The following is a 24,721-nucleotide window of genomic DNA, read 5'->3' as shown; positions in this document are numbered from 1 at the left end:
AGGCAGAGAGGAATTTCTGCAGAGCGTCCTTTGGTCTATATTTCGAGTGTTGCTTATGGGCGTCAGGTTTATCTCAAGTTGGAAACCACGAGTAAGAGTGATGAAGTCGAGGCTGCTTTTGAAGCTTTGATAAAAGGAGTCAAGGTAGCTCCTCAGACAGAGTGGAAGCAGATTTTGGACAATACAGAAGTGAAGGCGGTTATTTTAGGGGGCGACCCAAGTTCGGGTGCCCGAGTTGTAACAGGCAAGGTGGATATGGTAGAGGACTTGATTCAAGAAGGCAGTCGCTTTACAGCAGATCACCCAGGCTTGCCGATTTCCTATACAACTTCTTTTTTACGGGACAATGTAGTTGCGACCTTTCAAAACAGTACAGACTATGTTGAGACTAAGGTGACAGCTTACAGAAACGGAGATTTACTCTTGGATCATAGTGGTGCCTATGTTGCTCAATATTACATTACTTGGGATGAATTATCCTATGATTATCAAGGCAAGGAAGTCTTGACTCCTAAGGCTTGGGACAGAAATGGCCAGGATTTGACGGCTCATTTTACCACTAGTATTCCTTTAAAAGGGAATGTTCGCAATCTCTCTGTCAAAATTAGAGAGTGTACCGGACTTGCTTGGGAATGGTGGCGTACGGTTTATGAAAAAACCGATTTGCCACTAGTGCGTAAGCGGACGATTTCTATTTGGGGAACAACTCTCTATCCTCAGGTAGAAGATAAGGTAGAAAATGATTAGGAGAGAAGAATGTTTGCGACAAAAAGAGGCGATGCTCTCTCTGCGAATATCTGAAAGTTTATCTCTTGCCTAGCGATTTCCATTGGAGTATGCTCGTGATGTTAAAATGAGTCTATCAAACAGTGGCTGTAAGAAAAAGTAAAAAGGGTAGTGAAACTCCTTGCTATACAGGGAATTAGCTACCTTTTGCTTGTTTTAGAAGTGCCAGTGTACTAGTCTAACTTCAGTATCATGTGAAATCAAAAAGAGCATACATTTCTGTTTCAGGAACACATAAATTATGGTTTTGTTTAGAAATTCTTCTATTGATTTCTTAGAATACAATAGCACCTATAAGAACTGTTGAATTTCAATTTCAAAGTATTTACTTGAACTATGATATGTCTGGAGTAGACTGTCAACAAAAGGTGCAGTATGATTGTTTTTGTTGCTTATATCTACAAACTCAAAACAGTAGTTTGAGCTGACTTTGTCAAACTTTCGATTTGCAGATAATATTCTAGTTTTTTTGAATGTTGATAATGATGGAAAGGCAAGGCTATCTTGGCAACCGAAGTGCTCTCCTAGCTGTATTTGCTAATAAAATCCATTTCCTCTAGTGAAAATCAAAAAAACTTGTGTTATAATAAGAAAGATTAAAATGTGAAAAAAGGAGATTCCTAATGGGACGTAAATGGGCCAATATCGTAGCCAAGAAAACGGCTAAAGATGGAGCTAACTCTAAAGTATATGCAAAATTTGGTGTAGAAATCTATGTAGCAGCTAAAAAAGGTGATCCAGATCCAGAATCGAACTCAGCCTTGAAATTTGTTATAGATCGTGCTAAACAAGCCCAAGTGCCAAAACACGTTATCGATAAAGCTTTGGACAAGGCTAAAGGAAATACAGACGAAACCTTTACAGAAGGACGTTACGAAGGCTTTGGGCCAAATGGTTCTATGTTGATTGTTGATACTTTGACTTCTAACGTCAACCGTACAGCAGCCAATGTTCGTGCAGCTTTTGGTAAAAATGGCGGAAACATGGGTGCTTCAGGTTCGGTTTCATACCTCTTCGACAACAAGGGTGTGATCGTATTTGCTGGCGAAGATGCCGATGCAGTCTTTGAGCAATTGCTAGAAGCAGATGTGGATGTGGATGATGTAGAAGCAGAAGAAGGAACAATCACAGTTTACACAGCGCCAACTGACCTTCACAAGGCTATCGTTGCCCTTCGTGAGTCAGGTGTCGAAGAATTCCAAGTGACAGAATTGGAAATGATTCCTCAGTCAGAAGTGGAATTGTCAGGCGATGACCTTGAAACCTTTGAAAAACTTTACAGTGTCCTTGAAGACGACGAAGACGTACAAAAGATCTACACAAACGTAGACGGGTTCTAAATTAACCTAGAGAACATGATCCTAAGTGAAAAAATCACTTGGGATTTTTTGAATCAAGAAAATAGTTCTCTAGGAAACTTTTTCTTGACATCTCTTTTCAAAGTGGTAAAATAGTTCTCATGGAAACTTGTTTAGTTCCTAGGAGAACTAAATGCAATGGTTAGAAAGGAGTTAGTATGGATAAACCCATGTTAGTCTTTAAGCGTTTTGGTCATCAGATTCACCTGATGGTGCAAAAGGAAGCCAAACGTTGTGGTATTGAATTTATGGGTGGGCCTCAAGGTCAGGTTGTTCGTTTTTTGGATAATCGTGAGAAAAACCAAGACTTGGTCTTGATTAAAGATATCGAGCAGGAACTCAATATTAGCAAGTCTGTTGCTAGTAATTTGGTCAAGCGTATGGTGCAAAATGGTTTGGTGGAATTGGAGGCGAGTCCTAGCGATAAGCGGGCAAAATTTGTTCGTTTGACGGACAAAGCACGTTCTCAGATGCAACAGGTCAAGGCTTTTTTTGAACGAATAGACAAGCAGTTGATGGAAGACATTGATGAAGATGAATTGCTGATTTTTGAGAAAGTTCTCGGTCAACTACAGGAAAATATCAAGGGAATAGGAGGAGAGAATGAAGAAATTAGCCAAACGAATTAGTAGAAAAGAATGGGGGATGATTTTACTAGCCATTCTCTTTACCTGCTTTTCGGTCTATCTGGAGTTGGAAGTGCCGACCTATATCTCGAAAATTACGGATTTGCTAGGTAATCAAGGAACTAATTTAGATGAGTTGTGGCAGCCGGCAAGCATGATGGTGGGAATGTCCTTTCTTGCCTTCTTGTCCGTAGTTGCAGTTGGATTTTTTGCATCCCGAGTGGCGGCTTCTTATACTAGTAGGCTGAGAAGTGATATTTTTAACCGAGTTTTGGATTACTCGCAGACAGAGATTAAGAAATTCTCTATTCCCAGTCTCCTAACTCGTACCACCAATGATATTACTCAGGTTCAGATGTTGATTACCATGGGCTTGCAAGTAGTTACGCGTGGTCCGATTATGGCTATCTGGGCTATAGGAAAGATTTTAGGTCATTCAGAATACTGGCTCTGGGCCGTACTTGTGGCAGTGATTGTCAATGTTTTGATGACGACCGTTTTGATGACGCTAGCCTTTCCAAAACAGTCCTTGATTCAAAGTCTGACTGATAAACTGAACAGTATCACTCGTGAAAGTTTAACAGGTATTCGTGTTGTTCGTGCCTACAATGCAGAGGATTACCAAAATGACAAATTTGCAGCAGCAAATGATGAATTGACCCGTTTGAATTTGTTTGTCAACCGTCTTATGGCTATTTTGAACCCTATCATGATGGGGATTTCAAGTGGTTTGAGTGTGGCGATTTACTGGATTGGGGCCTATGTGATTAACGACGCTGCTGCGACAGCGCGTCTGCCTCTCTTTAGTGACATGATTGTTTTCATGTCTTATGCTATGCAGGTTGTCATGGGCTTCCTTCTCATGGGAGCACTCTTCATCGTTCTTCCCCGAACTATGGTCTCTGCTAAGCGGATTAATCAAGTTTTAGATTTGCATTCTTCTATCCAAAACCCTGCTCAAGTGCAGCTGGCTGATGAAAACCTCAAAGGTCAGGTCGAATTTAAGGATGTAACCTTCCGCTATGCGGCAAATTCGGAGGCGGTTATTGAGCATGTTAGCTTTAGAGCAGATGTTGGTCAAACAGTGGCCTTTATTGGGTCAACAGGTTCTGGTAAATCAACTCTGGTCAATCTGATTCCACGTTTCTACGACGTGTCAGAAGGAGAAATTCTGGTGGACGGTGTCAATGTTCAAGACTATGCCTTAGAAGATTTGCGTAACAAGGTTGGTTATATTCCCCAGAAAGCGGTTCTCTTTTCAGGTGATGTCAAGGGCAATCTAGATTTTGGACAGAGTCAAGAAACACCACTTAGTGAGCAAGCTATGTGGCAAGCCTTGGAATTGGCCCAGTCTAAGAACTTTATCGAAGACAAGGAAGTGGGCTTAGCGTCAGAAGTGGCCCAAGGAGGAACCAACTTCTCAGGTGGACAAAGACAGCGTCTGGCAATTGCGCGTGCCTTGGCTCGGAAGCCAGAAATCCTCATCTTTGATGACTCCTTCTCAGCCTTGGATTACAAGACAGACCGTGTCCTACGCCAAGAGCTAGCAGAGAAAACCAAGTCTATGACCAAGCTTATCGTTGCACAGCGTATTTCAACGATTATGGATGCAGATTTGATTTTGGTCTTGGATCAAGGAAAAGTCGTGGGACAAGGCACCCACAAGGAACTTCTAGCTAATAACGAAGTTTACCAAGAAATTGCCTATTCACAACTATCGAAGGAGGAATTGGAACATGGAAAATAAGAAAATGTCTCTTTGGAAACAGAGTAAACCCTATCTTGCAGGTCTCCAGTTTGCCCTTCTGATAGCCTTTCTAGCAACAATCGTATCCAATATCATTACTGTTTATGGTCCAACCCGCATCAAGGAAATGACTAATATTATTGCCAGTGGTTTGGAAACAAGTGTGGATGTCGCGGCGGTTGCAGCTATTGGTGGTTTTTTGGCCGTGATTTATGTGATCGGACTTCTATCAAATTATTTACAGGCCTTTCTGTTTACAACAGCCATTCAACGTTTTTCAGAGCGTTTGAGAAGAGCCATTGCAGAGAAAATTAATCGCCTTCCATTGGGATATTTTGATGGACACTCTCAAGGAGATACCTTGTCTCGTGTAACTAATGATGTTGATACTGCAGCCCAGTCCCTCAATCAAAGTCTGGCAACGGTTCTTTCATCTAGTTTATTAGTCTTGGCAGTCTTGATAACCATGTTTGGGATGAACTGGATTTTAGCCTTGGTGACGATTGTGTCAACTCTTGTTGGCTTTGCTTTCGTGTCTGTCTTTATGGGCAAATCCCAGGGCTTCTTTAAGAGTCAGCAACAGGATTTGGCAGCTGTCAATGGTTATGTGGAAGAAATGTACTCTGGCCATAATGTGGTGACCAGTTACAATGCCATCGAGAGCACCAAAGAAGAATTTGCAACATTAAATCATCGTCTGTATGATAGTATCTGGAAATCTCAATTTATTTCAGGGATTATGATGCCGATTATGATGTTCATTGGGAACTTTAGCTATGCCTTAGTGATTATCGTTGGTGCAGCCTTAGCTCTGAATGGGCAGATTAGTATCGGGATTATCGTTGCCTTTATGGCCTATGTTCGTATCTTTTCTCAGCCTCTTTCACAAATCGCTCAAGGGATTACCAGTCTTCAGCAGGCTAGCGCAGCTATGGGACGCGTCTTCGAATTCCTAGCTGAAGAGGAAATGGAAGACGAATCCCATAAAGAAAGACAATTGAGAGATATGAAAGGTCAAGTGGTCTTTGATCGAGTTTCTTTTGGTTATACTCCTGATCGGACTATCATCCACGATTTTTCTGCGACCGCTCATGCAGGTCAAAAGGTTGCCATTGTCGGACCTACTGGAGCTGGTAAGACAACCATTGTCAATCTTTTGATGAAGTTCTATGAGATTGATAAGGGAAGCATCCGTATCGATGGTGTCGATACCAAGGAGATGAAGCGTTCGGAAGTACACGATGCCTTTTCAATGGTCTTGCAGGACACCTGGCTCTTTGAAGGAACTATCCGCGACAATCTTATCTATAACCAAAAGGATATTAGTGATGAGCGCGTGATTGAAGCCAGCAAGGCTGTAGGGATTCACCACTTTATAATGACCCTACCAGATGGTTACGATACCGTCTTGGATGATACAGTGACCTTGTCTGTCGGACAAAAACAACTCTTGACCATCGCTCGTGCTTTGTTGAAAGATGCGCCACTCCTAATCCTAGATGAGGCGACCTCTTCGGTTGATACACGGACGGAGGAATTGATCCAGAAAGCCATGGACCGTTTGATGGAAGGTAGAACTTCCTTTGTCATTGCCCACCGCTTGTCAACCATCCGCAATGCTGACCTGATTCTTGTTATGAAAGATGGCAATATCATCGAGCAAGGAAATCATGAGGAGCTAATGGCGCAAGCAGGCTTCTACGCTGACCTCTACAACAGTCAGTTTACAGAAGACGAAGCAGAAGAATAAACCGAAAGAAGGCTTGACGGCCTTCTTTTTCTGCACTATACTAGAAGATAAGTGTTTCCCTGCAAGCAAAATTTGAGTAAGTAATGAGAAAATATATGAAAAATTATCAAGAATGGTATGACCATATTGCTGCTAATATTGAAAATAAGCCTATCTTTCTGAGATTGCTGAGAGCTTTCAATCGCTTCATGACAGTAGTTATGCCTATAGTTTATCTAACCTTGTTAGCAACTACCTATCTCCAACAAGGACTTGGGAAACAGGTCTGTATCTATGTGTTTATTCCAGCGTCAGGTTTTGTGATTTTGTCCTTTCTTCGTAAGAAAATCAATGCCCCTAGGCCTTATGAGGAATGGGATATTAAACCCTTGCTTGACAGAGATAGTCCTGGTCAGTCTATGCCCAGTCGTCATGTCTTTTCAGCAACCATTATCTCCATGACTTGTTTACATGCTAGTTTATCTGTAGGGGTTATCTTGTTGGTTTTGTCAGCCCTCCTCGGTCTCGTGAGAGTCTTAGGTGGAGTGCATTTTCCCAAGGATGTAGTGGTTGGCTATATTTGTGGTCTTGTGTGGGGTGTGATTTTCTTTCTATTTTGACCTGTAAGTTAATACTCAATGAAAATCAAAGAGCAAACTAGGAAGCTAGCCGCAAGCTGTACTTGAGTACGGTAAGGCGACGCTGACGTGGTTTGAATTTGATTTTCGAAGAGTATAAGGCGGTCCTAGAACCACTTACGTGCCTAAAGTAACCACTTGCTTTTTTGCTCTTGTTTTCTTATTTTAGCTTTGATATAGTAGAGTCAGAAAGGAGATGGAATGAAGTTACGAATCGAAATTGACAGCAATTTAGAGGAAACTGAAATTGTCATCAAGGCAGCGACTTTGACAGATGAGATTGCGGATTTACAGCGCCTCTTGCAAGAGTCCAAGTCTCCTCGGTTGATTTTTTACAAGGGAACAGGTGAATATTATCTGGACTTGTCGGAAATTCTCTTCTTTGAGACAGAAGGTAGCAAGATTTATGCCCATACCCAGAAAGATGCCTACGAAGTTCGGCTCAAACTCTATGAGTTAGAGTCTATCCTTCCTCGCTATTTTAGTCGGGTATCCAAGTCAACGATCGCTAATATTCGGCAAATCTATTCGGTGGACAAGTCCTTTTCAGGAACGGGCACCATTTCCTTTTATCAGACCCACAAGGAGGTTCACGTGTCGCGGTACTATCAATCCCTCCTAAAAGAAAATCTAAGAAACATGAGGTAAGAACATGAAAAAGAAAGCATTTGGTATTGTGTTGCTAGTATTGGCAGCATGGATTTTATTACAGGGACATTATGGTGTTCCATCTTTGGAGACTAAGTATTCTCCTTTTGTCTTTATCGCTTTTCTATTGTATAAGGCAATAGAATCTTCCCTTAGGCATCATTGGACAAGTGCCACTTTTTTAGCATTAACAGCATTAAATATAGTGAATCTTTTTTATGATTGGATTCAGCTATCTCCTATTTCGCTTATTTTAGCTAGTATTTTAATCGTAATGGGTGTCAGCGCACTCACTCATTCTAACAGAACTTGGAATGGAAAAAAATGGTGGTATGATGGTGAAAAAAACATTCTTACAGATAAGGAAGTTGCTTTTGGGACTGGGACTTTCTACAAGCAAAATCAAGAATTGGTAGAGGATCAAGTAGAAGTTGGTTTTGGCAATGCCAAGATATATTACGACAATGCAGAGATTTTAGGAGATACTGCAACCCTGAAAGTAGAAGTTGGTTTTGGAAAGGCAGTTATCTATGTTCCCCAACATTGGAGAGTTGATTTGAAGGTGGAAACTTTCTGTGGTGTAGCCAAGGCAGATACTTCTCTAGCCCCAACAAGTAAAACCTTGATTATCCGTGGAGATGTGGCTTTTGGGAAATTGGGGATTGTCTACGTTAAATAAAAAAATCTTCACTTCAATCATCAAAATAGGCGTACTAAGAGTAGGAAATTGATGCCTTGCTCTGATTTCAGTTCTATGGTTGTTAGACTTTAAAAAATGAAATGTTGCCTTTAAAAGTTGTATATTTTTCGATATTTTGGCTCTTACGTTTGATGTATCTATGTCCTACAGCGTGGATGATGTAGTGTCAAATGTTTTTAAAAAAATGAATGATATTGGACAGCTTTTTGAACCTTTAATTGCTCAGGAGCTATGAAAGTAAGCGCTTGGGTTTATGACAAGGGAGAATGGTATTATGTAAGTTCTTCTGGTGCCATGCAAGCGAATGATTGGATCAAAGACAATGGTAAGTGGTATTATCTGGCTTCATCAGGTAAGATGCTTCGCAATACCTACACACCTGATGGTTACTACGTTGGCAACTCAGGTGCCTGGCAATAAGAATAATACTCTTCGAAAATCTCTTCAAACCACGCCAGCGTCATCCACAACCTCAAAACGCTGTTTTGAGCAACCTGCGGCTAGCTTCCTAGTTTGCTCTTTGCTTTTCATTGAGTATAAGAAGTCCTTTTCCTTAAAGGAAGAGGCTTTTTACTTGTTTTTCTGCTGCTTCCTCATTTGTCCTAAAGCCTTTTTTGTGTTAAAATGAATGGTATGAAAGCTAAAAAAATGTGGATGGCAGGTCTGGCTCTGCTTGGTATTGGGAGCCTTGCCCTTGCTACGAAAAAAGTTGCAGATGACCATAAGCTCATGAAGACTCAGGAAGAGTTGACAGCGATTGTGCGAGACCATTTTTCAGACATGGGGGAAATTGCGACCCTCTATGTTCAAGTCTATGAAAGTAGTCTGGAGAGCTTGGTTGGCGGTGTCATTTTTGAGGATGGCCGTCATTATACCTTTGTCTATGAAAATGAAGACCTAGTCTATGAGGAGGAAGTTTTATGATACAACCAGCAAGTTTAAAAGAATTAGCATCTTTAGTGGAAAAAGATGGCAAGAAGGTCTTTCTTTTTGTAGCAGACTGGTGTGGCGATTGTCGTTATATCTATCCTGCCTTGCCAGAAATTGAGGAGACCAATCCAGAGTTCACCTTTATTCGTGTGGACCGAGACCAGTATATGGATTTGGCCAAACTCTGGGATGTTTACGGAATTCCTAGCCTTGTTGTTCTAGAAAAGGACAAGGAAATCGGTCGTTTTGTTAATCGCGACCGTAAAAGCAAGCAACAAATTAACGACTTTTTAGCAGGACTGAAGTAGGAGAAAAAGGAAACAATGATTTTTACATATAACAAAGAACATGTCGGTGATGTCCTTATGGTCATCGTGAAAAACAGCGGAGATGCCAAACTAGATGTGGAACGCAAAGGTAAGGTAGCTCGTGTTTTCCTCAAAGATAATGGGGAAACAGTGGCTTGGAATATTTTTGAAGTTTCAAGTTTATTTGAAATTGCAGAGCGTGGTCAAGTCTTTTTATCAGATGAGCAAGTCGCTCGTTTGAACCAAGAATTACAAACGGAAGGTTTCGCAGAGGAAATTGTTAATGACAAGGAACCTAAGTTTGTTGTCGGTGAAATTGTTGAGATGGTAGCCCATCCAGATAGTGACCACCTCAATATCTGCCAAGTTGCAGTCGCAAGTGATAAGACTGTGCAAATTGTTGCCGGAGCTCCAAATGCGCGTCTTGGATTGAAAACTATTGTAGCTCTTCCTGGAGCTATGATGCCAAAAGGCAACCTCATTTTCCCAGGTGAACTTCGTGGCGAAAAGAGTTTTGGAATGATGTGCAGCCCTCGTGAACTTGCTTTGCCAAATGCTCCGCAAAAACGTGGTATTATTGAATTATCAGAAGACCAAGTTGTCGGAACACCATTCGACCCGGCTAAGCATTGGACTGCTTAGGAAGTTATCAGTATCTGGACCACTAGATAGAAGGAAATAAGATGGCAAAAAATGTAGTGATTACAGGAGCGACATCAGGAATCGGTGAAGCGATTGCGCGTGCTTATCTGGAGCAGGGTGAGAATGTCGTTCTAACTGGACGACGGATAGACAGACTAGAAGCCCTCAAGTCAGAGTTTGCAAAAACTTTTCCTAGTCAAACAGTTTGGACCTTTTCATTAGATGTGACGGATATGACCATGGTCAAGACTGTCTGCTCCGATATTTTGGAAACGATAGGTCAGATTGATATTCTGGTCAACAATGCCGGACTTGCTCTAGGTTTAGCACCCTATCAGGACTATGAAGAGTTGGATATGTTGACCATGCTGGATACCAATGTCAAAGGTTTGATGGCAGTCACTCGCTCTTTCTTGCCAGCAATGGTAAAAGCCAATCAAGGACATATCATCAACATGGGGTCAACCGCAGGAATTTATGCCTATGCAGGTGCAGCAGTTTATTCAGCTACCAAGGCAGCGGTTAAGACCTTTTCAGATGGATTGCGAATTGATACCATCGCAACGGATATCAAGGTGACGACCATTCAGCCTGGAATTGTCGAAACAGATTTTTCGACGGTACGTTTTCACGGTGATAAAGAACGAGCTGCGTCCGTTTACCAAGGAATCGAAGCCTTGCAAGCTCAGGATATTGCAGACACAGTAGTCTATGTGACCAGTCAACCTCGTCGTGTGCAGATTACAGATATGACCATTATGGCAAATCAACAAGCGACAGGTTTCATGGTTCATAAAAAGTAAAAAATTTCCTCGAAAAGTTACAAATTTCTGTAACTTTTTTTGATTTCCTACGAATAGATAAGTAGGAGGAAGAAAATATGTATAATAAAGTTATTCTTATTGGACGTTTAACGTCTACACCAGAATTGCACAAAACCAACAATGACAAGTCAGTAGCGCGAGCAACTATCGCTGTGAATCGTCGATACAAAGACCAAAATGGTGAACGTGAAGCTGATTTTGTCAATATGGTCCTATGGGGCAGACTAGCAGAAACTTTGGCAAGCTACGCAACCAAAGGTAGTCTCATTTCCGTTGATGGGGAATTGCGTACCCGTCGCTTTGAGAAAAATGGTCAAATGAACTACGTGACCGAAGTCCTCGTCACAGGATTCCAACTCTTGGAAAGTCGTGCCCAACGTGCTATGCGAGAAAATAACGCTGGGCAGGATTTGGCAGATTTGGTTTTGGAAGAGGAAGAATTGCCATTTTAAACATTGAAAAGTCTGAGTTGGTCTCAGGCTTTTTTATACTGTCTAAATGTGTTACAATGAACTAGTTGAAACTTTTTGGAGGTTGGAATGAGTAGAGAATATACAAGAACAATCGTCAAAATTATATTTTGTACAGTAGTTGTATTTGTTTTTGCGATTTATACTCATGTGAGTCAGACAGATCCTATTCCGGGACAAATAGAAGTTGGAGCGACTTATATGACGATGAATAGTGAATTTTATAGACATTTACATAATGAGATTCAACGCTATTCTGATTCAGAAGGTCAGATATTGTATACTCGGGATGCAGAGATGAGTGAAGAAAAACAGAGTAAACAAATTGATGAGTTTATAGAGAAGCGAGTGAATGTTATTGTTATTAATCCGGTTAAGAGTGATAGCGAGCAAATTGTAGAAGCGTTAAGTAGGGCAAAGAATTTTGGAATTAGAGTTATAGCAGTAGATAGTCAGTTGAATAATATAAAAGTTGATACGAGCATAGTTTCTGATAATTACCATGCTGGGATATTAATTGCCAAGGATTTGATGAAACGTACCTCAAATGCTCATATTCTTTTGTTGACGCATAAAGATGCTTTATCAGCTAACCAGAGAATAACTGGTTTTTTGGATACAATAAAATCAGAAGAATCTTATCAAATTATCTCAGAAAGAGAAACGGTTGGTCAAACAGAGTATGCTATGGCTACTGTAGATGCTGCGTTATCTGAAGGTCTAACATTTGATGTTATAGTGGCTTTAAATGATAGAGCCGCTATAGGAGCTTTGGCAGCAATTAAAGAATCGAAAATAATTTCAAAAAAACTTATTTATGGAATAGATGGTTCACCAGATATGAAGCATTTATTAGCTACAACAGATGAAGTTACGGGAACGGTTGCTCAATTTCCATCTCATATGGGTAGAAAAGTATCGGAAACAATAGATTTATTAGTAAAAAAAGAAGAAGTTGAAGAATTATATACTATACCTGTACAATTTGTTGATAAAAATAATATAATTCAGTTTGATATTAATGGGTGGCAGTAATGAAACAGGTAAAAGGTGTCCAGTATTCTATCATTTTGCTTTTGTTAATTAATTTTCTAACCATTGTATACAATGGAGCTTTGTATATACAGATTACAAACTATGTAATTTCAAAGGGACAGATGATGCTTTTATTGGGAGAATTAAATAATATTTCAAAATCACCTGACCAGATTTTTTGGTATTCAATTATTTTTTTCGTCGGTATTATTTTTATATCTACCTATAAAATGTATTCAACTGAGAAAAAATGGCCAATTTTTTCAAAATGGAATTTGTTTGAAATAGTATTAATGATTGGTGTTATATGGTCACAAAATCTGTCATACAATGGAATAATATTACTAGTTTTTGCTGATATATTCTATAGTTCAAGAGAGTTTCAAGACTCTGACAGTAAACGTTCTTGGATTATTTTTATTTTCTTGAGTTTTTTAATGTTACTTTTAACAGACTATGAAATCTTGTCACTATTTATAAAAGTTCCATCTCTTTCTGCCTATATCCAATTTTATCCATCCTCCATACGAGGTGTAGTGTTATTTTTAGAAAATGCATTGACATCATTAAATGTTATTATTTTCATTATCTCTTTATTGTCTTATATCCTATACGTGATTAAAGAACATCATCATATTGAGGAAGAGCTTAAAATGTTATCTAGAGTCAACACTGAATTGAATCATTATATATCATTATCAGAGAAAATTGCTGAAGATCGAGAAAGGAAAAGAATTGCTCGAGAAATTCATGATACTCTAGGACATGCATTGACAGGAATTTCAGCAGGGATTGATGCTGTTTCTGTACTAATTGATGTTCATCCTATCCGTGCTAAAGAACAGTTGAAAAATGTTTCAAATGCAGTTAGAGAGGGGATAAAAGATGTTAGGGGATCATTACATAGACTAAGACCGGGAGCTTTGCAAAAAAATGGTTTAAAAGATGCTCTAATATTAATGATTAGTGAGTATGAGTCTCTATCTAAACTCTCTGTAGATCTAAAATATGAATGGGGAAATATTGATTTAGATGTGATACAGGAAGATACTATTTTTAGGATTATACAAGAATCTATGACAAATTCTGTTCGTCATGGACATGCTAGTAAAATGAGCATTCATTTTATGAGTGAGGATAACAACATAATAGTTTTGCACGATAATGGAATAGGTTTTGACGACTTACAAATTGGGTATGGCTTGAAACAAATGAGAGAGCGAGTTTCTATTTTAGGTGGTTCTATTCATTTTGAAAATAGGGAAGGATTTTATACTAAAATAGTTTTTCCAAAAATAGGAGGTGAAGTATATGATAAAGGTAATGATTGCAGATGATCAGGCGTTAATTAGAGAGTCTTTGCAGATCATTTTATCAGTATATGCTGATATTGATGTTGTATCCGTCGTTGGTGATGGTATCGAAGCTATGGATAACATTATGACTGTAAAACCGGATATAATTTTAATGGACATTAGAATGCCCAGAATGGACGGAGTATTGGCTACAAAAGAAATCAAAAAACGTTTTCCAAATATAAAAATTATAATCTTAACAACATTTGATGACGACGAATTTATTTTTAGTGCTTTAAAATATGGTGCATCTGGCTATTTATTAAAAGGAGTTTCAACAGACGAGTTATATCAAGCCATTCAGACAGTGTATAAAGGTGGAGCTATGATTAATCCTAATATAGCCAGTAAGGTATTTCAATTGTTCTCGCAGATGGCACAGACCAATTTTTCTATTACTGTGAAGGAAGAGAATATTGAAAATATATCACTGACAGAATGGAAAATTATTCAGCAAGTGGCATTTGGAGAATCAAATAAGGAAATTGCCAGTAATCTTTTTTTATCCGAGGGAACAGTGCGCAATTACCTTTCTATCATTCTTTCAAAACTAAATTTGAGAGATAGGACACAGTTAGCCATATGGGCTGTACAAACAGGTGTGACACAAAAGAATTTTTCGAAGGAAATGGATAAATGAAAGTAAAGCAATTGTTTCTAGCGATACTGTTTGTGTTAAGTTGCTTGAGTTTATTTCTTATTTGGGAAAACAAGCAGATAAAGATTATTAGGCTGGGTTTTTATTCTGATTCTAGTTGGGGAATTCCTACAGGGAATAACAGCTATGTACTAGATGAGGCTATTAAGAAATTTGAAGAGCTTCATCCAGGAGTTAGGATTGTATATGATTCAGGTATTCCTAAGGAGGAGTATTCTAATTGGATTTCAAGTCAAATTTTAAAAGGTTCTGAACCGGATGTATTTCTATTATCAAGCGACCAAATATCTTTATTTGCATCAAAAGGTATTTTAAAAAACCTAAATTCCTATCTGTCTCAAGAAGATGCCTCTAATTTCTATGATGTATCTTTGCAGGCAGCAAAATACTGAGATGATTTATACGGTCTTCCATATGAAAGCAATCCCATGTTGATGTGTGTAAATCAAGATTTACTTTTAAGAGAGGGCATTGAAATTCCTAAAGTAGGGTGGACACTGAAAGATCTATATGAGATTAGTAAAAAAATTACAAAAGATACCGATGGAGATGGAATCGTTGATCAATTTGGGATAACAGGATATAGTTGGAAAGAATCTCTAGCAGCTTTTGGCGTCACTATTTCTGAGAGTGGTATTCCTCGTATAGATTCGTCAGAAATGAAGGATGCTTTATCCTATATAAGGGGATTGAATCAATTAAACGGGCGCTACAAAGTAACCTATAAAGATTTTGATGAAGGCCATGTGGCCTTTTATCCAATGAGTTTGGCACAATATCGCACATACAAACCTTTTCCTTATCATGTGGCCAAATATACAAATTTTAACTGGACATGTATTTCATTGCCAACGACAAAGGAAGACATTCGTTCTACTGTAACAGATACTTCCTTATACGTGGTTTCTTCGCGTGCTCGCAATTCAAAACTTGCCGTATCGTTTATAGAATTTTTAACAAATAATCGTGAAATTCAACAAAATTTATTTAACAAGGGTCAAGGAAGCTCAGTGTTACCAGAGGTAGTAACTAGTTTGAAAAGTGAAGAGTTGATGAAGAAAGGAATGATTGGTCAAAATGCCTTAACGACTACTTCACTGGATTATATAATGAAAAATTCAATTACAACTATTTCAAAAGGGATAGATTCAAAATCATTAGTTGGAATAGAAGAAAGATTAGAAGCATTATCTATGGATGAAAATAACACGGATATTGAAGGTAGTCTTATTAAGTTACAAAAAGAACTAGATATAGGAACCCTTAAATAGATATCAAGATTATTATTTCTTAAATAATACGAACATGGCAGATGTCTTTATTGACATTTGTCATTTTTTTATTGACATTTATCAATAAACTTTTGTGACATTTAACAATTATAAAGTGAAGATAAGGATGATAGAATAAAATCAATAAAAGGAGGGAAATATGAAGTATTTGATATTAGTCAGTCATGGAGGACTCGCAGAGGGATTGAAATCATCTCTTTCTATGTTTGCTTCGGATAAGGTAGATGATGTCATAGCGATTGGCTTAAAAGATGGAGAAAGTCTTGCAGGTTTTTCTGTAGAGGTCAAGAATGTTATTGCATCTCTGGATGAAAATGATTCGGTTCTTGTTTTAGCAGATATTGTTGGGGGAAGTCCTTTAACAACTGTTGCAACAGTATTAGAAGAATTTGGAAAATTAGAGAATGCAACTATTTTGGGAGGTATGAACTTAACAATGGCACTTACAGCAGTGGTAATGAAAGACATTCTGACTGGAAGTGAACTTGTTTCTACGATATTAAACGAATCATCCTCAGCTCTACAGGAATTTGAAGTCGGATCGGATGATAATCTTAATGAAGAAGACGATATTTAGTTATATAAGGAAAGGGATAAAAAATTATGGTAGTAACATTTGTACGAATTGACGATAGAATGATTCATGGACAAACAGTCACTAGATGGGCAAAAGAACATCCATGTGATGGATTAATTGCAGTAAATGATGCTGCTGCATCCAATAAGGTTTTAATTCAGGCCTATAAAGGTGCGTCAGATAAAAAAACATTTGTTTGGACAAAGGAAGCATTTAAAGAAAAATCATCTAAAGTAACAGAATCGGATAGTAGATATTTTTTGATTACTAAGAATCCAATTGATATGAAAGAAATTTTAGTAGACCAGGGCTTTATTCCAGGAGATGTTAAAGAAATTATTGTAGGACCTGCTAACGATAGACCAGGTGCTATCAAGTTGGGAAATAATCAATCAATTACTCAAGAGGAAGCAGTTGCACTAGAAGCAATTGAAAAAGCAGGATATAAAGTTAGATTCCAATTATTACCAGATGTATCTATTGGCTATTGGAGTGATTTTAAATCAAAATTTGGATTTTAATAATGAAATAAGGAGACAAAATGATGGAAATTTCTTGGATTCAAGCAGCTCTTTTAGGATTGTTTGCAAGTTTAGCATCGATGCCAGGTATGGGGGGATCCAGTATTGGTAACTATACTTTGGGGCGTCCATTAGTTGGTGGTTTAATTGTAGGTTTAATATTAGGAGATATAACAACAGGGGTAATCGTTGGTGTGGCTTTACAGGTATTATATATTGCCTTAGTGACACCTGGTGGAACTGTATCGGCCGATGTACGGGCAATTTCTTATATCGGAATTCCGTTATCTATCCTATTTGTTCATGCAAATAATATTTCAGGTGAAGTGGCGATTGCAGCAGCAGCAGCGCCAATTGGAGCCGCGGTTGGAACAATTGGAACTGTTTTATTCTATGGTACAGCTACTATGAACTTGCTTTGGCAACACATTGGATGGAAAGCTGTAGAGAAAGGTGATTTTAAGAAGTTATATGCTGTTGATTGGGTATATCCTTGGATTTCACATTTTATCTTTTCTTTCTTACCAACAATGATTATTACAAAATTTGGACCAGATATGGTTGATCTTATGAAAGTATATCTTCCGATGGATGGTTTTGTAATGAAGTCTCTATTTACTGTAGGAGCACTCCTTCCATGTGTGGGTATTGCAATACTTTTGAAACAAATTGTTACAAAAACAACAGACTTTATTCCTTTCTTTGTCGGGTTCACGTTAGCAAAATCTTTAGGCTTGAACTTAGTAGCAAGTGGTGTTGTGTCATTAATTTTTGCAGTAATTTATTATGAATTAGAAGTTATTAAATCTGCCCGTACGACAGCAGTTGTCAGTGATATGGGACTTGATGAAGAGGAGGATATTTAGAATGAGTCGAAAAAAAATATCAAGAAAAACATTGACAAAATCATTTCACCACTGGTTCTATGGACATCTGACATGTTTTTCTCAAGAACATATGCAAACTTTTGGATATTTAACTTCTATGCTTCCAATTGTAGAAGAAATGTATGATACTAAGGAAGAACAAAAAGAAGCTATGCAAACATACACAGCATTCTTTAATACTGAGCCACAGTTGGGTTCTCTAGTAGTTGGGATAACAGCTGGTTTGGAAGAAGCGCGTGCAAATGGAGATGCCGTAGATAGTGAAACCATCAATGGAATGCGAGCTGGTCTAATGGGGCCTATTGCAGGTATTGGAGATTCACTTATTGTAGGAACATTAATTCCTGTTCTTTTGGGGATAGCTCTAGGTCTTTCTAAAGGAGGAAATATTTCTGGTGCAATATTCTATATTATTGCATGGAATCTATTAGTCTATCTTGGAATGCGTTTTGCTTATTTTAAAGGATATGAACTTGGAGATAAAGCAGTAGAATTTTTAGTAGGTCCTAAAGGTCAGGCGCTAAGAAAATCAATTAGTGTTGTTGGTGGTATGGTCATAGGAGCTGTTGCAGCAACTTGGGTATCTGTCACTACGGCGCTAGAGCTGAAAAATGGAGATGGAGAAACATTTTTAAACTTACAAGAAAAGATTGATGGTGTTTATCCAGGTCTTTTAACAGCAGGTTTTATTGTTCTATGTTGGTGGCTAATGGCTAAAAAGAAAGTTTCTCCAAATTGGGTAATGCTACTATTGGTAGTTATTGCACTTGTAGGAGTCGCTTTAGGATTTTTCAATCCAGGCTTGAAATATTAATAGTATGTAAAAAAGCAACGGTTTGTAATCGTTGTTTTTTATATATGCGTAATATAAGGATTTAGAGTTTCGGTATTTTTTGTAAAAGAATTAACGAAAATACTAATTCCATAAATCCAGTTCATTAAAATTCTATAAAATTCTATATTATTAAAGTGCAAAATTAGGATAAAGAAATTTATCTATTCATCCTCAGAAAGTCAGACTTTTTTCTTGACTATTTCTGACCAAGTGATACAATAGAACTATGAATTAGCACTCAAGTGTAAAGAGTGCTAATACTATCTATCTCATTATGGAGGAAAACAGATGTTGAAACCATTAGGAGACCGTGTGGTCTTGAAAATCGAAGAAAAAGAACAAACTGTTGGAGGCTTTGTCCTTGCAGGCTCAGCCCAAGAAAAAACAAAAACAGCCCAAGTTGTAGCTACTGGACAAGGTGTTCGTACTTTGAACGGTGACTTGGTAGCTCCAAGCGTTAAGCCTGGAGACCGTGTCTTAGTTGAAGCCCACGCAGGTCTTGATGTCAAAGATGGCGATGAAAAGTACATCATCGTAGGCGAAGCTAACATCTTGGCAATCATTGAAGAATAGAAGGAGAAAGTAAGTATGTCAAAAGAAATTAAATTTTCATCAGATGCTCGTTCAGCTATGGTTCGTGGTGTCGATATCCTTGCAGACACTGTTAAAGTAACCTTGGGACCAAAAGGTCGAAACGTTGTGTTGGAAAAATCATTTGGCTCACCCTTGATTACCAATGACGGTGTGACCATTGCTAAAGAAATCGAGTTGGAAGACCATTTTGAAAATATGGGTGCCAAATTGGTATCAGAAGTAGCTTCAAAAACCAATGATATTGCAGGTGATGGGACTACAACTGCAACTGTTTTGACCCAAGCAATCGTTCGTGAAGGAATCAAAAACGTCACAGCAGGTGCCAATCCAATCGGTATTCGTCGTGGGATTGAAACAGCAGTTGCCGCAACAGTAGAAGCCTTGAAAAACAACGCCATCCCAGTTGCCAACAAAGAAGCCATCGCTCAGGTTGCCGCCGTCTCTTCTCGTTCCGAAAAAGTAGGTGAATACATCTCTGAGGCCATGGAAAAAGTTGGCAAAGATGGAGTCATCACTATCGAAGAGTCACGTGGTATGGAAACAGAACTTGAAGTTGTAGAAGGTATGCAGTTTGACCGTGGTTATCTTTCACAGTATATGGTGACAGATAGCGAAAAAATGGTGGCTGATCTTGAAAATCCATACATCTTGATTACAGACAAGAAGATTTCAAATATCCAAGAGATCTTGCCACTTCTAGAAAGCATTCTCCAAAGCAACCGTCCACTCTTGATTGTTGCGGATGATGTGGATGGTGAAGCTCTTCCAACCCTTGTTTTGAACAAGATTCGTGGAACCTTCAATGTAGTAGCAGTTAAGGCACCTGGTTTTGGTGACCGTCGCAAAGCCATGCTTGAAGACATTGCCATCTTAACAGGCGGAACAGTTATCACAGAAGACCTTGGTCTTGAGTTGAAAGATGCGACAATTGAAGCTCTTGGTCAAGCAGCGAGAGTAACTGTGGACAAAGATAGCACTGTTATCGTAGAAGGGGCTGGAAATCCTGAAGCGATTTCTCACCGTGTTGCAGTTATCAAGTCTCAAATTGAAACCACAACTTCTGAATTTGACCGTGAAAAATTGCAAGAACGCTTGGCAAAATTGTCAGGTGGTGTAGCAGTCATCAAGGTCGGAGCTGCAACTGAAACTGAGTTGAAAGAAATGAAACTCCGTATTGAAGATGCCCTCAACGCTACTCGTGCAGCTGTTGAAGAAGGTATCGTTGCAGGTGGTGGAACAGCCCTTGCCAATGTCATCCCAGCCGTGGCTGATTTGGAATTGACAGGAGACGAATCAACAGGTCGCAATATTGTTCTCCGTGCCTTGGAAGAACCTGTTCGTCAAATTGCCCACAATGCAGGATTTGAAGGATCTATCGTTATCGATCGTTTGAAAAATGCCGAGCTTGGTACAGGCTTCAACGCAGCAACTGGCGAGTGGGTCAACATGATTGATCAAGGGATTATCGATCCAGTTAAAGTGAGTCGTTCAGCTCTTCAAAACGCAGCATCTGTAGCTAGCTTGATTTTGACAACAGAAGCAGTCGTAGCCAATAAGCCAGAACCAGTAGCTCCAGCTCCAGCAATGGATCCAAGCATGATGTAAGCTTTCTATAGAAAACAACTTATAAAAAACACAAAAGGAGGGAATGACTAACCCTCCTTTTTATGATATTCACTTCTAAATTGATTTGAGCTCTCCTAACTTATATGATAAAATAAGACTAGAAAAAGGAGAAGAACATGATCGATGTAGAAGAAATTCTGAGCAAGATGAACCCCAATCAGAAGATTAATTATGACCGTGTCATGCAGAAGATGGTACAAGTATGGGAGAAAAATGAGCAACGGCCAACCATTCTCATGCATGTTTGCTGTGCCCCTTGCAGTACCTATACTCTAGAATATTTGACTAAGTATGCAGACGTGACCATCTATTTTGCCAATTCTAATATCCATCCCAAGGCAGAATACCATAAGCGTGCTTATGTGACTAAAAAGTTTGTCAGTGATTTCAATGAGCGAACAGGAAATACGGTCCAGTACCTAGAAGCTCCCTACGAACCAAATGAATACCGAAAATTGGTTAGAGGATTGGAGGAAGAGCCTGAAGGAGGCGATCGTTGCAAGGTTTGCTTTGACTACCGACTGGATAAGACAGCGCAAGTGGCTATGGACTTGGGTTTTGACTACTTTGGCTCAGCCTTGACCATTAGTCCTCATAAGAATTCTCAAACTATCAACAGCATAGGAATCGATGTGCAAAAGATTTATACCACTCACTATCTTCCCAGTGATTTCAAGAAAAATCAAGGCTACAAACGTTCAGTAGAGATGTGTGAGGAGTATGATATCTATCGTCAATGTTATTGTGGATGTGTCTATGCAGCACAAGCCCAGAATATTGACCTGGTTCAGGTTAAGAAGGATGCCACGGCTTTTTTGCTGGATAAGGATGTTGAAAAAGACTATTCCCACATCAAATTTACTGTTACTAAATTAGATATATAGAGACCAACCCAGCTGAAAAGCTGGGTTTTTCAAATAAAAAACCGGGGTCTTAACCCCAGTTTGACAACTTTACCGATTCTTTAGTTCTACATAGCGCTTGTACCAAATGTTTACATAGGCTTCTGAGAAAGGACCACGTCCATTGTTAATCCAATCAACAAGAATTTTGACATGTTCTTTTAAAATATAGTCCAAGTCATCAGAATAATTCATTTTGCGTTTGTGACGCTCATACTCCTCAACGTCCAAAAGACGTTTTTCCCCATCTGTAAAAATTTTAACATCCAAATCGTAATCAATATACTTCAGTGCTTCTTCATCCAGATAGTAGGGGCTAGCCATATTGCAATAGTAAGAAGTTCCATTATCACGAATCATGGCAATGATATTAAACCAATATTTCTTGTGAAAGTAAACAATAGCCGGTTCTCGAGTGACCCAACGACGACCATCACTTTCGGTAACAAGTGTATGATCGTTGACACCAATAATGGCGTTTTCTGTTGTTTTTAGTACCATGGTGTCCCGCCAAGTTCGGTGGAGACTCCCATCATGCTTATAACTTTGAATTGTAATAAAGTCGCCTTCTTTTGGAAGCTTCATAACTAACCAACTTTCTACAATTTATAAGTTTATCATTTACTATTGTACCATAAAATTATCTAAAATCTGTGAATTTCACTTGGAAATATTAAAGATATTCTCTAAGAGCGCTTGCTATATCCGAAAAATCATAGCCCTTTCGTGCTAAAACTTGAGTTAAACGCTGTTTCAGTTCGTATCCTTCATACTTTCTGGCATACTTAGCATATTGCTTATCAAGTTCCTTGAAGATGAGTTCTTGAGTCGTTTCTTGGTCAACTTGGATATCTAAGTCGTCAAAGGCAATTTTAGCATCAGAATAAGAGAAGCCCTTGTTAGTCAAGTTCTGGATTATCTTATCTTGCAAGGCACGAGCTGGAAGTTTTCCCTCATATTTTTTCAATAGTTTATTGGCTACACGTTGAGCAACTTCCGAAAAATCAAATTCTTTCAAGTTCTGTTCTATAGTAGATTTTGAAATCCCCTTTTGTGCTAGTTTCTGAGTCAGTACATAAGGCCCCTTGTCTCCTGAAAGTTGATTGGCATTGATGATAGCATAAGCGTACTGGCTATCATTAATCCACTTATCTTCTTTAAGATTAACAATGACTTGCGCAACTATGCTTTCATCAATATCGTATTTTTTCAGATATTCTCTGACCTCTTTTTCGGTACGTGCTTTAAAGGATAGGTGGTAGAGGGCCAGATTCTTACCGTAAGAAAATTTGGCAAAGTCCTGAATCTCTTTCAATTCCTCTTCGCTTATAACCTTATCTCTCGATAACATAAAACGAACAATTGTGTCTTCAGTGATGTAGTATTTGTCGCCATTATCAAGTTCCATCAGATAGAGTCTTTTTTTCTTTTCAAGTTTTGTGATTTTCATAGTTCTATTATAACTCAAAATGTGATAAGATAGGGGTATGAATCTGAAAGTGAAACAAAAAATACCATTAAAAATCAAGCGCATGGGAATTAATGGTGAGGGAATCGGCTTTTATCAAAAAACATTAGTCTTTGTACCTGGAGCTTTAAAAGGAGAAGATATCTATTGTCAGATTACTTCTATTAAACGTAACTTTGTTGAGGCAAAATTACTGAAGGTCAACAAGAAGTCTAAATTTCGAGTTGTGCCAGCTTGTACTATTTACAATGAATGCGGAGGCTGCCAAATTATGCATCTGCATTATGATAAGCAGCTGGAGTTCAAGACGGACTTACTTCACCAAGCGCTGAAAAAATTTGCCCCTGCAGGATATGAAAATTATGAAATCCGTCCAACTATTGGAATGCAGGAACCAAAGTACTACCGTGCTAAGTTACAATTTCAGACTCGAAAATTTAAGAATCAGGTCAAGGCGGGCTTATATGCACAAAACTCTCACTATTTAGTAGAGTTGAAAGACTGCCTGGTACAAGACAAGGAAACCCAAGTGATTGCTAATCGTCTAGCGGAATTACTTACTTATCACCAGATTCCAATCACGGATGAGAGAAAAGTTCTAGGTGTTAGAACTATAATGGTTCGACGAGCAAGAAAGACTGGACAGGTTCAGATTATTATTGTTACAAATCGTCAGCTTAATTTAACCCAACTAGTAAAAGACTTAGTTAAAGATTTTCCAGAAGTTGTGACAGTAGCTGTGAATACAAATACAGCTAAAACCAGTGAGATTTATGGTGAAAAGACAGAGATTATCTGGGGACAAGAGAGTATTCAAGAAGGTGTTCTCGATTATGAATTTTCACTATCCCCTCGAGCTTTCTATCAACTAAATCCTGAACAAACAGAAGTTCTTTATAACGAGGCGGTAAAAGCCTTGGATGTTAATAAAGAAGATCATTTGATTGATGCTTATTGTGGAGTTGGAACAATTGGATTTGCCTTTGCAAAGAAAGTTAAAACACTCAGAGGTATGGATATTATTCCAGAAGCTATTGAAGATGCCAAGCGAAATGCTAAAAGAATGGGATTTGACAATACTCATTATGAAGCTGGAACAGCAGAAGAGATTATTCCTCGTTGGTACAAGGAAGGATACCGAGCAGATGCACTGATTGTGGATCCACCGCGTACAGGTCTGGATGATAAGTTGTTAGACACTATTCTTACCTATGTGCCAGAAAAAATGGTTTATATTTCATGTAATGTTTCAACTTTGGCAAGGGATTTGGTAAGATTAGTAGAAGTCTACGATATCCATTATATCCAGTCGGTCGATATGTTCCCACACACCGCTCGAACTGAAGCAGTTGTAAAATTAATAAAAAAAGTTTAAAAAAGGTGTTGACAAAGTTAGAAAAGCCTGTATAATAGTAAGAGTTGAAAATAACAACTCTGGTCCGTTGGTCAAGGGGTTAAGACACCGCCTTTTCACGGCGGTAACACGGGTTCGAATCCCGTACGGACTATGGTATGTTGCGGTAGGAACACTTGATGAAAAAAAGATTAAAAAAGTTTCAAAAAAG

The 24,721-nt window shown here is 38.6% G+C and carries 25 protein-coding genes, 1 tRNA gene and 3 pseudogenes; 27 read left to right on the top strand and 2 right to left on the bottom strand.

Annotation, left to right across the window (positions count from 1 at the left end; all coding sequences use genetic code 11):
• The 25 genes and pseudogenes from ply to HT698_RS08735 all read left to right on the top strand — a co-directional run.
• A pseudogene (gene ply / locus HT698_RS08860) lies at window positions 1–747 on the top strand (cholesterol-dependent cytolysin pneumolysin); the annotation flags it as partial.
• Between the two features lie 662 nt (window positions 748–1,409).
• Window positions 1,410–2,126, top strand: a complete 717-nt coding sequence (locus tag HT698_RS08855; protein WP_000532883.1) for a YebC/PmpR family DNA-binding transcriptional regulator — start codon at window positions 1,410–1,412, stop codon at window positions 2,124–2,126.
• Between the two features lie 176 nt (window positions 2,127–2,302).
• On the top strand, window positions 2,303–2,773 hold the full coding sequence (locus tag HT698_RS08850; protein WP_173218933.1) for a MarR family transcriptional regulator: 471 nt from the start codon (window positions 2,303–2,305) through the stop codon (window positions 2,771–2,773).
• Window positions 2,748–4,517, top strand: a complete 1,770-nt coding sequence (locus tag HT698_RS08845; RefSeq protein WP_173218936.1) for an ABC transporter ATP-binding protein — start codon at window positions 2,748–2,750, stop codon at window positions 4,515–4,517. Before HT698_RS08850 ends, HT698_RS08845 begins: the two co-directional genes overlap by 26 nt.
• Window positions 4,507–6,267, top strand: coding sequence for an ABC transporter ATP-binding protein (locus tag HT698_RS08840; RefSeq protein ID WP_173218939.1), 1,761 nt, complete (start codon window positions 4,507–4,509; stop codon window positions 6,265–6,267). Before HT698_RS08845 ends, HT698_RS08840 begins: the two co-directional genes overlap by 11 nt.
• Window positions 6,268–6,362: 95 nt before the next feature.
• On the top strand, window positions 6,363–6,866 hold the full coding sequence (locus HT698_RS08835; protein WP_173218942.1) for a phosphatase PAP2 family protein: 504 nt from the start codon (window positions 6,363–6,365) through the stop codon (window positions 6,864–6,866).
• A 219-nt stretch (window positions 6,867–7,085) separates the two neighbouring features.
• Window positions 7,086–7,532 carry a LytTR family DNA-binding domain-containing protein gene (locus HT698_RS08830; protein WP_050243276.1) on the top strand — a complete coding sequence of 149 codons (447 nt, stop codon included), beginning with the start codon at window positions 7,086–7,088 and terminating at the stop codon, window positions 7,530–7,532.
• Window positions 7,533–7,536: 4 nt separating this feature from the next.
• On the top strand, window positions 7,537–8,211 hold the full coding sequence (locus HT698_RS08825) for a hypothetical protein (RefSeq protein WP_050243275.1): 675 nt from the start codon (window positions 7,537–7,539) through the stop codon (window positions 8,209–8,211).
• Between the two features lie 243 nt (window positions 8,212–8,454).
• A pseudogene (locus HT698_RS08820) lies at window positions 8,455–8,652 on the top strand (N-acetylmuramoyl-L-alanine amidase family protein); the annotation flags it as partial.
• 204 nt (window positions 8,653–8,856) lie between these two features.
• Window positions 8,857–9,156: a DUF4651 domain-containing protein gene (locus tag HT698_RS08815; RefSeq protein WP_001815024.1), complete on the top strand. Its 300-nt coding sequence runs from the start codon at window positions 8,857–8,859 to the stop codon at window positions 9,154–9,156.
• Entirely contained in the window at window positions 9,153–9,470 is a 318-nt protein-coding gene (locus tag HT698_RS08810; protein WP_173218945.1) for a thioredoxin family protein, read from the top strand. Before HT698_RS08815 ends, HT698_RS08810 begins: the two co-directional genes overlap by 4 nt.
• A gap of 15 nt (window positions 9,471–9,485) precedes the next feature.
• Window positions 9,486–10,112, top strand: a complete 627-nt coding sequence (ytpR, locus tag HT698_RS08805; RefSeq protein ID WP_173218948.1) for a YtpR family tRNA-binding protein — start codon at window positions 9,486–9,488, stop codon at window positions 10,110–10,112.
• 41 nt (window positions 10,113–10,153) lie between these two features.
• Window positions 10,154–10,915, top strand: coding sequence for an SDR family NAD(P)-dependent oxidoreductase (locus tag HT698_RS08800; RefSeq protein ID WP_173218951.1), 762 nt, complete (start codon window positions 10,154–10,156; stop codon window positions 10,913–10,915).
• Window positions 10,916–10,992: 77 nt separating this feature from the next.
• On the top strand, window positions 10,993–11,388 hold the full coding sequence (locus HT698_RS08795; RefSeq protein WP_000282442.1) for a single-stranded DNA-binding protein: 396 nt from the start codon (window positions 10,993–10,995) through the stop codon (window positions 11,386–11,388).
• An 87-nt stretch (window positions 11,389–11,475) separates the two neighbouring features.
• A complete protein-coding gene (locus HT698_RS08790; protein ID WP_173218955.1) occupies window positions 11,476–12,441 on the top strand; it encodes a substrate-binding domain-containing protein in 966 nt (321 codons plus the stop codon).
• Window positions 12,441–13,778 (top strand): sensor histidine kinase, encoded by a 1,338-nt coding sequence (locus HT698_RS08785; RefSeq protein ID WP_173218958.1) that lies wholly within the window; start codon window positions 12,441–12,443, stop codon window positions 13,776–13,778. The genes HT698_RS08790 and HT698_RS08785 overlap by 1 nt, the downstream gene beginning before the upstream one ends.
• Window positions 13,753–14,436, top strand: coding sequence for a response regulator transcription factor (locus HT698_RS08780; RefSeq protein WP_033683129.1), 684 nt, complete (start codon window positions 13,753–13,755; stop codon window positions 14,434–14,436). The genes HT698_RS08785 and HT698_RS08780 overlap by 26 nt, the downstream gene beginning before the upstream one ends.
• A pseudogene (locus tag HT698_RS10410) lies at window positions 14,433–15,725 on the top strand (extracellular solute-binding protein). The gene HT698_RS08780 and the pseudogene HT698_RS10410 overlap by 4 nt, the downstream one beginning before the upstream one ends.
• 160 nt (window positions 15,726–15,885) lie before the next feature.
• The gene (locus tag HT698_RS08765) at window positions 15,886–16,323 is read left to right on the top strand and encodes a hypothetical protein (protein ID WP_020903145.1); all 438 of its coding nucleotides are present in this window, start codon (window positions 15,886–15,888) and stop codon (window positions 16,321–16,323) included.
• A gap of 26 nt (window positions 16,324–16,349) precedes the next feature.
• Window positions 16,350–16,844 carry a PTS sugar transporter subunit IIB gene (locus HT698_RS08760; RefSeq protein WP_020903146.1) on the top strand — a complete coding sequence of 165 codons (495 nt, stop codon included), beginning with the start codon at window positions 16,350–16,352 and terminating at the stop codon, window positions 16,842–16,844.
• 23 nt (window positions 16,845–16,867) lie between these two features.
• Complete coding sequence (locus HT698_RS08755) at window positions 16,868–17,710, top strand: PTS sugar transporter subunit IIC (RefSeq protein WP_173218976.1); 843 nt, start codon at window positions 16,868–16,870, stop codon at window positions 17,708–17,710.
• Window positions 17,691–18,545: a PTS system mannose/fructose/sorbose family transporter subunit IID gene (locus HT698_RS08750; protein WP_033683132.1), complete on the top strand. Its 855-nt coding sequence runs from the start codon at window positions 17,691–17,693 to the stop codon at window positions 18,543–18,545. Before HT698_RS08755 ends, HT698_RS08750 begins: the two co-directional genes overlap by 20 nt.
• Before the next feature lie 309 nt (window positions 18,546–18,854).
• Window positions 18,855–19,139 carry a co-chaperone GroES gene (gene groES / locus HT698_RS08745; protein ID WP_000917328.1) on the top strand — a complete coding sequence of 95 codons (285 nt, stop codon included), beginning with the start codon at window positions 18,855–18,857 and terminating at the stop codon, window positions 19,137–19,139.
• Window positions 19,140–19,154: 15 nt separating this feature from the next.
• Complete coding sequence (gene groL, locus HT698_RS08740; RefSeq protein WP_173218967.1) at window positions 19,155–20,765, top strand: chaperonin GroEL; 1,611 nt, start codon at window positions 19,155–19,157, stop codon at window positions 20,763–20,765.
• 137 nt (window positions 20,766–20,902) lie between these two features.
• Complete coding sequence (locus HT698_RS08735) at window positions 20,903–21,670, top strand: epoxyqueuosine reductase QueH (protein ID WP_000567567.1); 768 nt, start codon at window positions 20,903–20,905, stop codon at window positions 21,668–21,670.
• A gap of 69 nt (window positions 21,671–21,739) precedes the next feature.
• Here HT698_RS08735 and HT698_RS08730 read toward each other — a convergent pair whose 3' ends face one another.
• Complete coding sequence (locus HT698_RS08730) at window positions 21,740–22,273, bottom strand: DUF402 domain-containing protein (protein WP_000775321.1); 534 nt, start codon at window positions 22,271–22,273, stop codon at window positions 21,740–21,742.
• Between the two features lie 88 nt (window positions 22,274–22,361).
• Complete coding sequence (recX, locus tag HT698_RS08725) at window positions 22,362–23,138, bottom strand: recombination regulator RecX (RefSeq protein WP_173218970.1); 777 nt, start codon at window positions 23,136–23,138, stop codon at window positions 22,362–22,364.
• 37 nt (window positions 23,139–23,175) lie between these two features.
• Here recX and rlmD point away from each other — a divergent pair, with 37 nt between their 5' ends.
• A complete protein-coding gene (gene rlmD / locus HT698_RS08720; RefSeq protein WP_173218973.1) occupies window positions 23,176–24,531 on the top strand; it encodes a 23S rRNA (uracil(1939)-C(5))-methyltransferase RlmD in 1,356 nt (451 codons plus the stop codon).
• 61 nt (window positions 24,532–24,592) lie between these two features.
• Window positions 24,593–24,664: transfer RNA gene (locus HT698_RS08715), tRNA-Glu, on the top strand.
• Window positions 24,665–24,721: the final 57 nt, after the last annotated feature.

The sequence above is a fragment of the Streptococcus sp. 3109 genome, assembly GCF_013276905.1.
Taxonomy (GTDB): domain Bacteria; phylum Bacillota; class Bacilli; order Lactobacillales; family Streptococcaceae; genus Streptococcus.
This window is presented reverse-complemented; position numbering and strand designations above follow the sequence as displayed.